Annotated in this window: 10 protein-coding genes and 1 tRNA gene; 3 read left to right on the top strand and 8 right to left on the bottom strand. The window is 72.5% G+C overall.

What is annotated here, in order from left to right; all coding sequences use genetic code 11:
* Positions 1-247: 247 nt before the first annotated feature.
* Together DEJ12_RS06390 and pta are read right to left on the bottom strand one after the other, a co-directional pair.
* Positions 248-1,444: an acetate/propionate family kinase gene (locus tag DEJ12_RS06390; protein ID WP_027466390.1), complete on the bottom strand. Its 1,197-nt coding sequence runs from the start codon at positions 1,442-1,444 to the stop codon at positions 248-250.
* A 49-nt stretch (positions 1,445-1,493) separates the two neighbouring features.
* Positions 1,494-3,602 (bottom strand): phosphate acetyltransferase, encoded by a 2,109-nt coding sequence (pta, locus tag DEJ12_RS06385; protein ID WP_071405020.1) that lies wholly within the window; start codon positions 3,600-3,602, stop codon positions 1,494-1,496.
* Between the two features lie 121 nt (positions 3,603-3,723).
* Here pta and DEJ12_RS06380 point away from each other — a divergent pair.
* Positions 3,724-3,808: transfer RNA gene (locus DEJ12_RS06380), tRNA-Ser, on the top strand.
* 300 nt (positions 3,809-4,108) lie between these two features.
* Positions 4,109-4,750: a hypothetical protein gene (locus DEJ12_RS06375; protein ID WP_111029409.1), complete on the top strand. Its 642-nt coding sequence runs from the start codon at positions 4,109-4,111 to the stop codon at positions 4,748-4,750.
* 16 nt (positions 4,751-4,766) lie between these two features.
* On the opposite strand, the gene DEJ12_RS06370 is transcribed toward DEJ12_RS06375, so the two are convergent.
* Together DEJ12_RS06370 and DEJ12_RS06365 are read right to left on the bottom strand one after the other, a co-directional pair.
* Positions 4,767-6,761 carry a helicase HerA-like domain-containing protein gene (locus DEJ12_RS06370; protein WP_111029408.1) on the bottom strand — a complete coding sequence of 665 codons (1,995 nt, stop codon included), beginning with the start codon at positions 6,759-6,761 and terminating at the stop codon, positions 4,767-4,769.
* 41 nt (positions 6,762-6,802) lie between these two features.
* On the bottom strand, positions 6,803-8,059 hold the full coding sequence (locus tag DEJ12_RS06365) for a multidrug effflux MFS transporter (protein WP_051596893.1): 1,257 nt from the start codon (positions 8,057-8,059) through the stop codon (positions 6,803-6,805).
* 229 nt (positions 8,060-8,288) lie between these two features.
* On the opposite strand from DEJ12_RS06365, the gene DEJ12_RS06360 reads away from it, so the two are divergent.
* Positions 8,289-8,870, top strand: coding sequence for a TetR/AcrR family transcriptional regulator (locus tag DEJ12_RS06360; RefSeq protein ID WP_138803833.1), 582 nt, complete (start codon positions 8,289-8,291; stop codon positions 8,868-8,870).
* Between the two features lie 11 nt (positions 8,871-8,881).
* Here the strand turns inward: DEJ12_RS06360 and DEJ12_RS06355 are convergent, their stop codons facing one another.
* The 4 genes from DEJ12_RS06355 to DEJ12_RS06340 form a co-directional block, all read right to left on the bottom strand.
* Positions 8,882-9,484 (bottom strand): substrate-binding domain-containing protein, encoded by a 603-nt coding sequence (locus DEJ12_RS06355; protein WP_146245538.1) that lies wholly within the window; start codon positions 9,482-9,484, stop codon positions 8,882-8,884.
* 1 nt (position 9,485) lies between these two features.
* On the bottom strand, positions 9,486-10,928 hold the full coding sequence (locus tag DEJ12_RS06350) for an MFS transporter (protein ID WP_111029406.1): 1,443 nt from the start codon (positions 10,926-10,928) through the stop codon (positions 9,486-9,488).
* Positions 10,929-11,063: 135 nt separating this feature from the next.
* Entirely contained in the window at positions 11,064-12,209 is a 1,146-nt protein-coding gene (locus tag DEJ12_RS06345; RefSeq protein ID WP_111029405.1) for a cystathionine gamma-synthase, read from the bottom strand.
* A gap of 13 nt (positions 12,210-12,222) precedes the next feature.
* Entirely contained in the window at positions 12,223-13,587 is a 1,365-nt protein-coding gene (locus DEJ12_RS06340; protein WP_111029404.1) for a cystathionine beta-synthase, read from the bottom strand.
* Between the last annotated feature and the right edge of the window lie 105 nt (positions 13,588-13,692).

Below are 13,692 nucleotides of genomic sequence, written 5' to 3'. Positions count from 1 at the left end.
CGCGCACCCAGCAGGCAACCCCGCACCAGCCAACGAACACCGCCCCATGCGCCGGACGCGACCTACGGACGGACGGGAGGCCCGGAACCAGCTCGCCCCGCGCCTCCCGTCCGCACCGTGCGCACCTACTCAGCCCGTGCGAGCTTCCGCGCCCCGTGCCGCGCTGCAAGCGCGCACCCAGCAGTCAGCCCCGCACCACCCGACGAACACCGCACCGTGCCGCCGCCACGCGCCACGGCGCCACGCGTCAGAGCGCGACCGCAGCCGACTGCCGGGCGATCTCGAGCTCCTCGTTCGTCGGGATCACGAGCACCGCGACCCGTGAGCCGTCGGTGGAGATGCGGCGGGCGTCCCGCGACGCCAGCTCGTTGCGGTCCGGATCGATCTCGATGCCCAGGTGCTCGAGCCCCGCGAGCACACGCCGCCGCAGCAGCGCGTTGTTCTCGCCGACCCCCGCGGTGAACACGACCGCGTCGAGCCCGCCGAGCTGCGCCGTGTAGGCACCCACGTACCGACGGATGCGGTGGCGGTACACGGCGAGCGCCGCCTCCGCCTGCTCGTCGCCCTTGGTGGCGGCGTCCTGCACGTCGCGCATGTCACCGTTGCCGGTCAGGCCGAGCAGGCCGGACCGCTTGTTGAGCATGGTGTCGAGCTCGTCGAAGGTCATCCCGGCCTCGCGGTGCAGGTGGATGAGCACCGCGGGGTCGAGGTCACCGGAGCGGGTGCCCATGACGAGCCCCTCGAGCGGGGTGAGGCCCATCGAGGTCTCGATGGACTTGCCGCCGTCGATCGCCGCGACCGAGGCGCCGTTGCCCAGGTGCAGCACGATCGTCTTGAGCTCGGCGAGCGGCCGGTCGAGGAACTCCGCGGCCTGCTCGGAGACGTACTTGTGGCTGGTGCCGTGCATGCCGTAGCGGCGGATCCCGTACTCGGCGGCCAGGTCGGCGGGGATCGCGTACGTGTACGCGTGCGGCGGCATGGTCTGGTGGAACGCGGTGTCGAACACGGCGACGTGGGGGACGTCCGAGAAGACCTGCTTCGCGGCGCGGATCCCCTCGAGGTTCGCGGGGTTGTGCAGCGGCGCGAGGCTGTTGAGGTCCTCGATCTGCTGCTCGACCTGATCCGTGACGACCGTCGCACGGTCGAAGGTGGTGCCGCCGTGCACGACGCGGTGGCCGACGACGGCGGGCGGGTGCTCGTCGAACGACGGCCCGACCTTCGCGAACGCGTCGATCATCGCCTGGAACCCGGCCGCGTGGTCGGGCACCGACGCGGCGTCGTTCGACGACGACTCCCCCGTCAGCGCGTTGGTGTGCTTCCAGGCCCCGGCGGACTCGCCGATGCGCTCGACGAGCCCGGAAGCGAGCGTGCGCTCGTCCTCGAGCTCGATGAGCTGGTACTTGAACGAACTCGAGCCGGAGTTGACGACGAGGGCTGCGGTCACGGGGTGGTCACTTTCTGTCGGGCCTGGAGGCGCGGTGCGGGTCGGGCGGTCAGGCCGCGTCGGTCGCGGTGCCGGCCTGGATCGCGGTGATCGCGACGGTGTTCACGATGTCGCCCACCAGGGCGCCGCGCGACAGGTCGTTGATCGGCTTGCGCAGGCCCTGCAGGACCGGGCCGATCGCCACGGCGCCGGCCGAACGCTGCACGGCCTTGTACGTGTTGTTGCCGGTGTTGAGGTCCGGGAAGATGAACACCGTTGCGCGGCCGGCGACCGGGGAGTCCGGCATCTTCGTCGACGCGACCGTGGGGTCGGCTGCGGCGTCGTACTGGATCGGGCCCTCGACGAGCAGGTCGGGTCGGCGTTCCCGCACGAACGCGGTGCCGGCGCGCACCTTGTCGACGTCGGCGCCGGAGCCGCTGTCGCCGGTGGAGTAGCTGAGCATCGCGACGCGGGGGTCGATGCCGAACTGGGTCGCGGTCTCGGCGGACGAGATCGCGATGTCGGCGAGCTGCTCGCTCGTCGGGTCCGGGATCACCGCGCAGTCGCCGTAGACGAGCACGCGGTCGGCGAGCGCCATCAGGAACACGCTCGACACGATCGAGGTGTCCGGACGGGTCTTGATGATCTCGAACGACGGCCGGATGGTGTGGGCTGTGGTGTGCTTCGCGCCGGAGACCATGCCGTCGGCGAGCCCGAGCTGCACCATCATCGTGCCGAAGTACGAGACGTCGGTGACGGTGTCGCGGGCGAGCTCGATCGACATCCCCTTGTGGGCGCGGAGCCGGGTGTACTCCTCGGCGAAGCGCTCACGCAGCTCGGGGTCGAACGGCGAGACGAGCTGCGCGGCCTCGAGGTCGAGGCCGAGCTCGGTCGCCCGCGTGCGGATCGCGGCGGGGTCGCCGAGGATCGTGAGCTCGCAGACCTGACGCTGCAGCAGGGTGGAGGCGGCACGGAGGATGCGGTCGTCCTCGCCCTCGGGCAGGACGATGCGCTTGCCGTAGCTGCGCGCCCGGTCGAGCAGGCCGTGCTCGAACATGAGCGGGGTGACGACCCCGGACGGGGCGAGCTGCAGGCGGTCGCGCAGGGCCTCGGCGTCGACGTGCTGCTCGAACAGGGCGAGCGCGAGGTCGGCCTTCCGGGGCGAGTCGGCGGCCAGGCGGCCACGGGTCTGGGTGATCCGGAGGGCGGTGTCGTACGTGCCGAGGTCGTTCTGCGCGATCGGCAGCGAGCTCGACAGGCCCTCGAGCAGCCGCGACACCTGCGGGGCGATCTCGAACCCGCCGTTTAGGATGACGCCGGCCAGGCTCGGGAACGTCTCGGACTGGTTGGCGAGCAGCGTGGCGATGAGGACGTCGCTCCGGTCACCGGGGACGACGACGATGCCGCCCTCGATCAGCCGGGGCAGGACGTTCTCCATGCTCATGCCCGCGACGACGGTACCGAGGGCCTCGCGGTCGAGCAGGGCGTCGTCACCGCGGACCAGGGTGGCGCCGGTGGCCTGCAGCAGGGCGCGGACGGTCGGGGCGACGAGCACGCGGTCCTCGGGGATCGCCCACACCGGCACGTCCGGGTGGTCGTCGTGCACGGCCTGCTCGACGCTCGTCACGATGGCGGCGAGGGCGTCCGGGTCGGCACGGTTCACCACGACGCCGAACAGCTGCGCGTGTGCCGCCCGCAGCTCGCTGGTCGTGACGTCCGCCACCTGCGCCATGCCCTCGGGGGTGCGGGCCGCACGTTCGGCGGCGTCGCGGCCACCCAGCACGAGGAGCACCGGAGCGCCGAGGTTCGCGGCGACCTTCGCGTTGAAGGACAGCTCGGTGGGGCTGCCCACGTCGGTGTAGTCGGACCCGAGCACCACGACGGCGTCGCACTGCCGCTCGACCTGGGCGAACCGGGTGACGATGGTGCCGAGCGCCGCCTCGGGGTCGGCGTGCACGTCGTCGTAGGTGACCCCGACCGCGTCGTCGTACGAGATGCCGACGGCCGTGTGCTGCAGCAGCAGCTCGAGCACGTAGTCGGGTTCGACGACCGATCTGGCGACGGGCCGGAACACGCCGACGCGGCCGACGGACCGGGCGAGGGTCTCGAGGACACCGAGGGCGACGGTGCTCTTGCCCGTGTGCCCTTCTGCTGACGTGATGTAGATGCGGGTCGACACGAGGCCCAGGGTAGTCGCCGGACATGTCACGACATCTGGGAGCACCGGCACCGACGACACGCGGTCGTGAGCACCGCGCAGAACCTGTACCATTGGGTGTCGCCGTCGCGAGACGGTGTCAGGAGAATTCGCCTAGTGGCCTATGGCGCACGCTTGGAAAGCGTGTTGGGTGCAAGCCCTCGGGGGTTCGAATCCCCCATTCTCCGCAGCGAGCAAGGCCGAACCACCACGAAGGACCCGCACCGATCGGTGCGGGTCCTTCGTCGTTCCACGACCGTCCGGTCCCCCACCCTGCGGACGAGCGCGTGCCCTGTTCCCCCTCGGTTGGCCGGGAAACGCCGACCAGGGGTGGAACGGGCTGTCCCCGGTACCCGCCGGTCGCCTATGCTGGCCGAGCGAACGGCTCCGGGACGAGCCGACCGCGGTGCATCGAGCGGCAGGGGCGTCGCTCGGAGGGCGTGCTGATCAGCGTGCCCGGAACACCCGAGGGGACGAGGAGACGCGCCATGGGGGACACCACCGTGCCCGCAGTGCCCGTGCGGCCCGCCGTCTTCGACACGGTCCTCCGTCCGCGCCGGTCCCTCGTCCGTTCCACCGCGCTGAGCATCGCCTTCTCGGCAGTGCCGCTCGCCGTCGCCCTGGTCTGGGTCTCGTTCCCGTTCCGCACGTGGGCCGTGTTCGCCGGGATCGTCGTCGCGATGGCCGCGGCCGTCGGCATCGTGTTCGTGCGACTGCACACCGCGTTCATCGGGATCGACGACGACGGCCTGACGATCCGCGGGGTCCTCACGGCGCACCGGCGGATCCCCCGCGAGCGCGTGCACAGCCTGGTGCTCGCCACGACCTTCGGCTCGTCGGTGGACCGGACCGTCCGGGAACTCGTCGCCTTCGACCGGACCGGCACCCACCTCTTCCGGCTCCGTGCCGACGTGTGGGGGGACGACGGGCTCGACCGGGTCGTCGACGCGCTCGGCGTGCAGGTCGTCGAAGAGTCGCGGCCGGTTTCCGCCCGCACCTTCGCGAAGCGCTACCCGACGAGCCTCGCCTGGTACGAGCAGCGGTCGGCGTTCCTGCTCGTCGGCGGCCTCGTCGTGCTGGTCGTCGGCGGGCTGCTCGCCGTCGAGTTCGCCGGCCTCAACGCCCGCTGACCCACCGGCGGACCCGTCAGCGCCGCCGCCGCAGCGTCGAGAAGATCCCGCGCACCACTTCCTTCGCGATGGTCCCGCCCAGCCCGGAGCCGAGCAGGTCCGACAGCGGGTCCCCCGCGGTTCGCCGCGTCCCGGACCGCCGTGTCCCGCCCGACCGACCGGAGCCGCCGGACCGACCGGACCGCCGCGCCTCCGACGCTCGCTCGGCCCGCTCGAACTCCCGCTGCTGCCGCTCGTACTCCTGCTGGGCCTCCGCCGACGCGTCCGCCGCGGCAGCCGCCGCCGCGTCGGCTGCCGCGGCCGCGTCGGCCGCAGCGGCCGCCGCCTCCATCCGGCGCGCGAGCACCTCGCGGGCCGAGTCCGGATCGACGCGGGTGCCGTAGGTCGCCAGGAGCGGTGAGGCCTGCACCCGTGCGGCCATCTCGTCGGCCGGCATCGGGTCCATCGACCCCTGGGGTGCGCGCAGCCGGGTCCACGCGACGGGGGTCGGCGCGCCCCGCTCGTTCATCACCGTGACGATCGCCTCGCCGGTCGCGAGCGACGTGAGCACCTCGCCCAGGTCGTAGTCGCTCGTCGGGTAGGTCGACACCGTCGCCCGGAGCGCCTTCGCGTCGTCCGGGGTGTGGGCGCGGAGCTGGTGCTGGATGCGTGACCCGAGCTGCGCCAGCACGTCGTTCGGCACGTCCTTCGGGGTCTGCGTCACGAAGAAGACCCCGACGCCCTTCGACCGGATGAGCCGCACGGTCCGCACGATCTGCTCGGTGAAGTCTTTCGACGCCCCGCTGAACAGCAGGTGCGCCTCGTCCAGGAAGAACACCAGCTTCGGCTCGTCCTGGTCGCCGACCTCCGGCAGCTCGTTGAACAGGTCCGCCAGCAACCACATCAGGAACGTCGAGAAGACCTCCGGCCGGTCCTGCACACCGGGCACCTCGAGCAGGCTGACGATCCCCCGCCCGTCCGCCGCCGTCCGCAGGAACACCTGCGTGTCGATCTCGGGCTCGCCGAAGAACTGGTCGGCACCCTGGTCGGCGAAGGTGACGAGCTCCCGCAGGATCACCCCGGCGGTCTGCTTCGACAGGCCCCCGAGCTCGGCGAGTTCACCCTTGCCCTGCTCGCTCACCAGGAACGTCAGCACGCTCCGCAGGTCGTCGAGGTCCACCAGCGCCAGGCCCTGCTGCGTGGCGTAGTGGAACACCAGACCGAGCGAGGACTCCTGCGTGTCGTTCAGGCCGAGCACCTTCGACAGCAGCAGCGGCCCGAACCCGGAGACGGTGGCACGGATCGGCACGCCGGTGCCCTGCCCGCCCAGTGAGAACAGCTCGGCCTGGCTCGCGACACCCTGCCACTGCTGGCCGATGCCCGCGGTGCGGTCGAGCAGCTTGTCGTTCGCCTGCCCCGCGACGGCCAGACCCGACAGGTCGCCCTTCACGTCGGCGGCGAACACCGGCACCCCGTTCGCCGCGATCTGCTCGGCGAGCACCTGCAGCGTGCGGGTCTTGCCGGTGCCGGTCGCCCCCGCCACCAGCCCGTGCCGGTTCAGCATCGCGAGCGGGATCCGGACCTGCACGTCGGGCACCGCTGCGCCGTTGACGAGGGCACCGAGTTCGATCGCGCCGCCGCCGACGGCGTAGCCGTCACGGATCGCTGCGACCGCGTCCGGTCCGAGCGGGCCGGCTTCGGCACGGACGGGAGGCACGGTGCCGGTCGCCGCCGTCGCCACCGGATCCGGGACGGTCGCGTCGACCGCCGCGGCAGGGGTGGTGGGAGCCGGTGCGGCTGCAGGGGCGGGCTCCGCGTCGGGCGTGAGCCGCGCCTCCAGGCCGGTGGGTGGCGGGGACCCGACGACCGCGGGTTCCGCGTCCGCGGTGAGGACCGCCTGCTCCTCCGCCGCCAGTGCGGCGGCGAGCTCCTCGGCTCGCCGCGCCGCTTCGTCGGCGAGCCGACGTGCCTCGTCGGCGGCCTGTCTCGCTGCCTCGGCAGCCGCCCGTGCCCGCTCCGTCGCGTCGCTCATGGGCACAGCCTAGGGACCGGAGCGCGCGGCGGTCCGGGTCGTCAGTGCGTGAGCGCGGGGACCGTCCGCGGGCGGACCACGAACCAGAGCATCAGGATCGCGACGGCGGCGGTCGACGCCATCACCATCGCCATCGGGGTGGCCGTCGTGATGCCGAGCCAACCGACCACCGGCGAGATGAGCCCGGCGACGCCGAAGTTCAGGGCGCCGAGCACCGAGGCGGCGGTCCCCGCCTCTTTCCCGTGGGCGGCGAGACCGATGACCTGCACGAGCGGGAACGAGAACCCGCACGCGGCGATGAAGAACCACAGCGGGACGAGCACGCCGACCAGACCGGCCCCGAGCTGGTCGAGGACGATGATCGCGAGCGACGCCAGCAGCAGGGTCGCGGTCGAGCACGCCAGGATCCACTGCGGACCGACCCGCTGGGCGAGCCGCGACGAGATCTGCACGCCGAGGACGACCCCGACCGAGTTGACGGCGAAGAGCAGCCCGTACTGCTGCGCGTCGAGCCCGTAGACCTGCTGGAACAGGAACGGTGACGCGCTGAGGTACGAGAACAGTCCGCTGAACACCATGGCGCCGATGAGCGCGACGCCGACGAAGATCCGGTCGGAGAACAGCGCCTTGTAGCGCTGGCCGATGGTGGAGTGTCCGGCCTCGTGCCGACGGGCCGGGGGCAGGGTCTCGACGATGAGCAGGATCGACGCGATGACCACCGCCAGGCCGTAGCAGGCGAGGAAGACGAAGATGCCGCGCCAGCTGGTGAACTGCAGCATCTGCGAACCGATGAGCGGCGCGAGGATCGGCGCGAGGCCGTTCACCATCGCCAGGCGGGACAACATGCGCACCAGCGGCTTGCCGCCGAACAGGTCACGCACCGTCGCCATCGCGACGACACCGCCGGCTGCGGCGCCCATGCCCTGCAGCACGCGGAACACCGCGAGCAGCTCGATGTCCGGCGCGGTCGCGGCGCCGATCGACGCGGCGATGTGCACCGTCGTCGCGATGATCAGCGGCAGTCGACGGCCCACCTTGTCGCTCCACGGGCCGACCAGGAGCTGCCCGATGGCGAAGCCGAGCGTCGTCGCGGTGAGCGTCAGCTGGACCGCGCCGTCGGTGACGCTGAACTGGTCCTTGATCGCCGGGAACGCCGGCAGGTACAGGTCGATCGTGAACGGCCCGAGCGCCGTGAGGGCGCCCAGGACGAAGACGTAGACGAGCCGCTGCCCGCGGGAGAGCGAGTCTCCCGGGTGCAGGACGACCCGGAGCGAACCGGTGGTGGCGGGCGCGGTCACGAGACAGGAGTCCTTCGACGATGAGGGGGCGGGGGGGGTGATCGCGGGTCGATCGAATCGATTCGTCCGCGGAACCATCCTACGGTCGCCGGTGCGTGCTCGGCGCCGCCGGTGCGGGCCGCCCGCGTGAAGCGGCTGGTGCTGCCCCTCGGCCCGGCGCGGACCATGCGGTAGCGTCGGGTTGCTCGGGGGCCTTCCGGGTGAAGCGGATCAGAAGGGGGTGGGCGTCATGGTGGATGCCCGGATCCTGCACACCACTGCAGCGCTGCGCGAGGCGATCCTGCGGCTCGCCGCGGACCGACCGGTCTCGGAGATCACCGTCGCCGACGTCACGCGTGCCGCCGGCATCAACCGGGCCACGTTCTACTCGCACGCCGTCTCCCCCGGGTCGCTGCTCGCCGACGTCCTGACGCCGGAACTCGACCGCATCCGGCAGGACGACGCCGACGAGCGCCGAGCCGCCGCCGACCGGGGCGCCGGAGCCGACGAGCTCGCGGCCATCACCCGGCGCGGCATCAACGCCGTCGTCGAGCACGTGACCACGCACCGCGACATCTACGGCAAGGCGCTGCCGGACCCGAACGACGCCTCGCTGCACCGGCTGCTCGTCGAGCACTTCACGGTGTCGAGCGCCCTGCACATCCGCGAGCTCGACCCCGCCCATCGGCCCGACCTGCTCGACGACGTCGCCGCGGGGTTCGTGGCGCAGGGCTTCGTCGGGGCGATCGAGGCCTGGCTCGCCGGGCCCAGGCGGTCGCGGAAGGCGCTGGTCGAGACGATCACGCTGTCGTTCCCGGCGTGGTGGAGCTGAGCGGACCGTTCCTACTCGGCGTCCGTCGTCTCGCCGTCCGTCGGGTCGGTCTCCGGCTTCTCGCCGCGCTGCAGGGACTGCACGACGTCGACCGCCGTCGCCGCGGTGTCGGCGTCGTCGCCCTCCGACGGCACGCGGTAGTCGGCGGACACGCCGTCGCCACCGGTACCGGTCGCGGGCAGCGGATCGCCAAGGGACACCACGACGACCCCGGCGTCGTGGGCGGTCTGGATCACGCCGGTCAGCGCGGACGCTCGGGCGGCGTGCACGAGCAGGGCCTTGGCCCCCTTCCGCACGAGCTGGGCGACCGCGGTCCGCTGGGACGCCGCTGCACCCGATGCCGGAGCGACCCGGACGTCCGGCCGGAACCCGGCGTCGGTCAGGTCGGTGCGGAGCCGGTCGGCGAGGGCCGCGTCGTCGTGCACCAGGACGACTCCGATCACGGCCTGCTGGTCGAAACCGCCGTCGGAGCTGGTCAGGTCGGTGCTCTGCACGGGTGTGGGGGCGGCCGACGTCGTGCCCTGGCACCCGGCCAGGGTCAGGGCCGCCGCCAGGGCGACGGTCACGGCGACGATGCGCAGCACGGTGGTCTCCTCTTCGGTCCGGTCTGCCACGCTACCCGGCGGCCGGGCCGTGCGACGACGGAGTCCGCGACGGGACTGTTCCGCCCGGGCCTGCCGACACCGTCGTCGCAGGCGCGGGCACGGGGCCGAGCCGTCGGACGGCCGCGATCGCCAGTGCGGCGAACCCGATCATCGCCGCGAACACCAGGGGGAACGACACCGTGCCGTCGGCGCCACCGGTCGCGGTGAAGAGCAGGCCGGTCACCGCCAGGCCGATCACGCTGCCCGCGGCGTCAGCGATCGTCAGGGCCGAGCTCGCGAACCCGTCGTCGCCCTCGCCGGAGAACCGCAGCGTCAGCATCGAGGCGCGCGGGTAGATCGCGCCCATGCCCGCACCGCCGACGAACCAGCCGGCGACCAGCACCCACCACGACAGGTCGAACGTCGCGACCGCGAGCGCGGTCACCAGGCTGACGAGCACCAGCGTGAGCCCCACCCCGAAGGTGCGCCGGGCAGTGAGCCGCCGCTCCCCCAGACGGCCGTGCGCCCAGCTCGACGCGGCCCAGCTGAGTGCCGCCACCGTCAGGGCGAGCCCGGCGGCCGACGGCGACAACCCGTGTTCGGCCTGCAGCAGGAACGGCACGTACGCCTCGCTCCCGAAGAACGACGCGGCGACGAGCCCGCGCAGCAGCACGACCGACGGCAGCCCGGCCGCGGCCCGGAACGTCCCGGTCGGCAGGAGCGGCCGCAGGGCGAACCAGGTGCCGACCAGCCCGACGACGACCGCCGCGACCATGCCCCACGGGGTCAGGTCCGGCGCCACGTTGAGCAGCAGGATCGACACGGCCGCCGCCACCGACCACCCGATCCGGACCCGCTGCCACGGCGGGCGGAGTGATGCGGCCGGGGCGTGCAACCGGCCGAGCGTCGGCACGAGCAGGACGAACGCGGCCAGCGCGATCACCAGGGCCCCGGCGAACACCCAGTGCCAGTTCCAGGTGTCGGTGACGATGCCGGCCAGGGCGGGACCGATCAGCGCTGGGACGACCCAGGCAGCAGCGAACCCGGCGAACACCGGTCCGTGCAGCTCGGCGGGGAAGATCCGGGCGACCAGCACGTACAGCACCACGTCGATCGCCCCGGCGCCGAACCCCTCGATGAGCCGCCCGGCCAGGAACACCTCCATGGTCGGCGCGAGCATCACCACGGCGGTCCCCACGGCGAAGAACACCGCCGACACCCATGCCACGATCCGTCCGCCCGCACGGTCGGCCCAGTTGCCGGCGAGGACCATGCCGGGCACCCCGGCGGCGAGTGGCGCGGCGAAGGCGAGCGCGTACAGGGTCTCGCCGTCGAGGTCGCGGCTGATCACCGGCATGATCGTCGTCATCGCCAGGTTCTGGAACGCCGCGACGCCGACGATCGCGACCATGCCGATCGTCGCGAGGGCGTACGGCCCGCTCAGCAGGCTGGTCCGCGACGCCGTTGTGCTCACCCGATCATCGTAGGGGCGGGCGCCGACGACACGGTGGCGCGTCCCGCGTCCCGCGTCCCGCGTCCCGCGACCCCCGTCCCGCGCCCCGAGTCCCGCGTCAGCAGGGCCCGCGTCAGCAGGGCAGCAGGGCCCGCTTCAGCGCGCCAGCGCCTGCTCCAGGTCCGCCACCAGGTCGCCGGCGTCCTCGATGCCCACCGACAGGCGGACCACGTTCTCCGGCACGGCCAGCTCGGTGCCCTTCACCGACGCGTGGGTCATCTCGCTCGGGTACCCGATGAGCGACTCCACACCGCCGAGCGACTCGGCAAGGGCGAACAGCTCCGTCGACTCCGCGAAGCGCTTCGCCGCCTCGGCGCCGCCGGACAGCGCGACCGAGAGCATCCCGCCGAAGCCGCGCATCTGGCGTGCGGCGACGTCGTGCCCCGGGTGGTCGGGCAGGCCCGGGTAGTAGACGCGCTCGACACCGGGCGCGACGACGAGCGCCTCGGCGACGGCCTGCGCGTTCCGCGAGTGCCGCTCCATGCGCACCGCGAGCGTCTTGATGCCACGGGTGGTCAGGTAGGCGTCGAACGGCGACGAGATCGCACCCGCGCCGAACTGCAGGAACTGCACCTTCGCCGCGAGCTCTTCGTCCGCCAGCACGACGGCTCCGCCGACGACGTCGGAGTGTCCGCCGAGGTACTTCGTGGTCGAGTACACGACGACGTCGGCACCGAGCGACAGCGGCTGCTGCAGGTACGGCGACGCGAACGTGTTGTCGACGACCACCAGGGCGCCCGACTCGTGCCCGAGGGTCGCGAGCGCGGCGATGTCGGCGATCTTCATGAGCGGGTTCGTCGGCGTCTCGACCCACAGCACGGTGGTGGCCGGTGCGCCCTGCAGGGCTGCACGGACCTGGTCGAGGTCGCTCATGTCGACGACGACGAGCTCGACGCCCCACGGCACGTGCAGCCGGCTCACCAGGCGGTGGGTGCCGCCGTACACGTCGTTGCCCATCACGACGCGGCCACCGGGGACCAGCGCGGCGCGGAGCAGGGCGTCCTCGGCGGCGAGCCCGGACGCGAACGACGACGCCGCGACGCCGCCGTCGAGGTCGGCCAGGAGCACCTGCAGCGAGTCACGCGTCGGGTTGCCAGCGCGCGAGTACTCGTAGCCGTTGCGCATGCTGCCGACGCCGTCCTGCACGTACGTCGACGTCAGGTGGATCGGCGGGATGACGGCACCGGTGGTCTCGTCGGGTTCCTGGCCGGCGTGGACGGCCCGGGTGCTGAACTCGGTCATGCTCGGTGGTTCCTTACTCGGAGAGGTAGGTGAGGAGGTCGTGCCGGGTCAGCACGGTGACGGGCTTGCCGTCCGCGACGACGAGGAGCGCGTCGGCCGACTCGAGCGCGCGACGCGCCGCCGAGACCGACTCGCCGACGCCGATGAGCGGCAGCGGGTCGCCGACGAAGCCGGTGAGCGCGTCCGACATCTTCGCGGTGCCGGTGAAGACCTGCTCGAGCAGCGCCTTCTCCTCGACGGCGCCGACGACCTCGCCGATGACGACGGGCGGCTCCGCGCTGAGCACGGGCATCTGCGAGACGCCGTACTTGGTCATGATGTCGACGACGTCGCGCACGGTGTCCGCCGGGTGCGCGTGCACGAGGTCGGGCAGGCGGCCGTCCTTGCCGGCGATGAGCGAGCCGACGGTGCGCTCGTCGTCGGTCTCGACGAAGCCGTAGGAGCGCATCCACCGGTCGTTGAAGATCTTGCCGAGGTACCCGCGGCCGCCGTCCGGCAGCAGCACGACGACGACGTCGTCCTCGGTCAGGTCACGGGCCGCGCGGAGCGCCGCGACGACGGCCATGCCGCTCGAACCGCCGACGAGCAGTCCTTCTTCGCGCGCCAGGCGCCGGGTCATCGCGAAGGAGTCGGCGTCCGACACCGCGATGATCTCGTCCGGCACGCCGGCGTCGTACGCGCTCGGCCAGAAGTCCTCGCCGACGCCCTCGACCAGGTACGGGCGACCGGTGCCGCCGGAGTACACGGAGCCCTCGGGGTCGGCCCCGACGATGCGGACGCCGCCGTCGGACGCCTCCTTCAGGTACCGTCCGGTGCCCGAGATCGTGCCGCCGGTCCCGACGCCCGCGACGAAGTGGGTGATCTGCCCCTCGGTGTCGCGCCAGATCTCCGGACCGGTGGTCTCGTAGTGGCTGCGGGGACCGTTCGGGTTCGCGTACTGGTTCGGCTTGTAGGCGCCGGGGATCTCCTGCACGAGCCGGTCCGACACCGAGTAGTAGGACTCGGGGTGCTCCGGCGCGACCGCGGTCGGGGTCACGACGATCTCGGCGCCGTACGCCGTCAGCACGTTGCGCTTGTCCTCGCCGACCTTGTCGGGCAGCACGAAGACGCACCGGTAGCCGCGCTGCTGTGCGACCAGGGCCAGACCGACGCCGGTGTTGCCGGAGGTCGGTTCGACGATGGTGCCGCCGGGGCGCAGGTCACCGGAGGCCTCGGCCGCGTCGATGATCCGGGTGGCGATGCGGTCCTTGGACGACCCACCGGGGTTCAGGTACTCGACCTTCACCAGGATGGTCGCCCGCACCCCCTCGGTCACCCGGTTGAGCTTGACGAGCGGGGTGTCGCCGACGAGGTCGACGACGGAGTTCGCGTAACGCACGGCGTCGAGTCTAGGACGCGGTGCCCGCGTCCCGCTGGGATGTGTCGTGCGCGGACAACGCACCGGGATCCCGCGGCGGGCGACGTGCCCTGGTCGCGCTGCGCG

It is taken from the genome of Curtobacterium sp. MCLR17_059, from assembly GCF_003234665.1.
GTDB classification, from domain to species: Bacteria; Actinomycetota; Actinomycetes; order Actinomycetales; family Microbacteriaceae; genus Curtobacterium; species Curtobacterium flaccumfaciens.
Note: the sequence above shows the minus strand (reverse complement) of the source record. Positions and strands in the feature narration are given on the sequence as shown.

What these genes read in the sequence shown, in the direction of transcription:
- DEJ12_RS06375 (WP_111029409.1), top strand. Translation starts at nt 4,109, where the DNA reads ATGGGGGACACCACCGTGCCCGCAGTGCCCGTGCGGCCCGCCGTCTTC.
- DEJ12_RS06370 (WP_111029408.1), bottom strand. Translation starts at nt 6,761, where the DNA reads ATGAGCGACGCGACGGAGCGGGCACGGGCGGCTGCCGAGGCAGCGAGA.
- DEJ12_RS06360 (WP_138803833.1), top strand. Translation starts at nt 8,289, where the DNA reads ATGGTGGATGCCCGGATCCTGCACACCACTGCAGCGCTGCGCGAGGCG.
- DEJ12_RS06345 (WP_111029405.1), bottom strand. Translation starts at nt 12,209, where the DNA reads ATGACCGAGTTCAGCACCCGGGCCGTCCACGCCGGCCAGGAACCCGAC.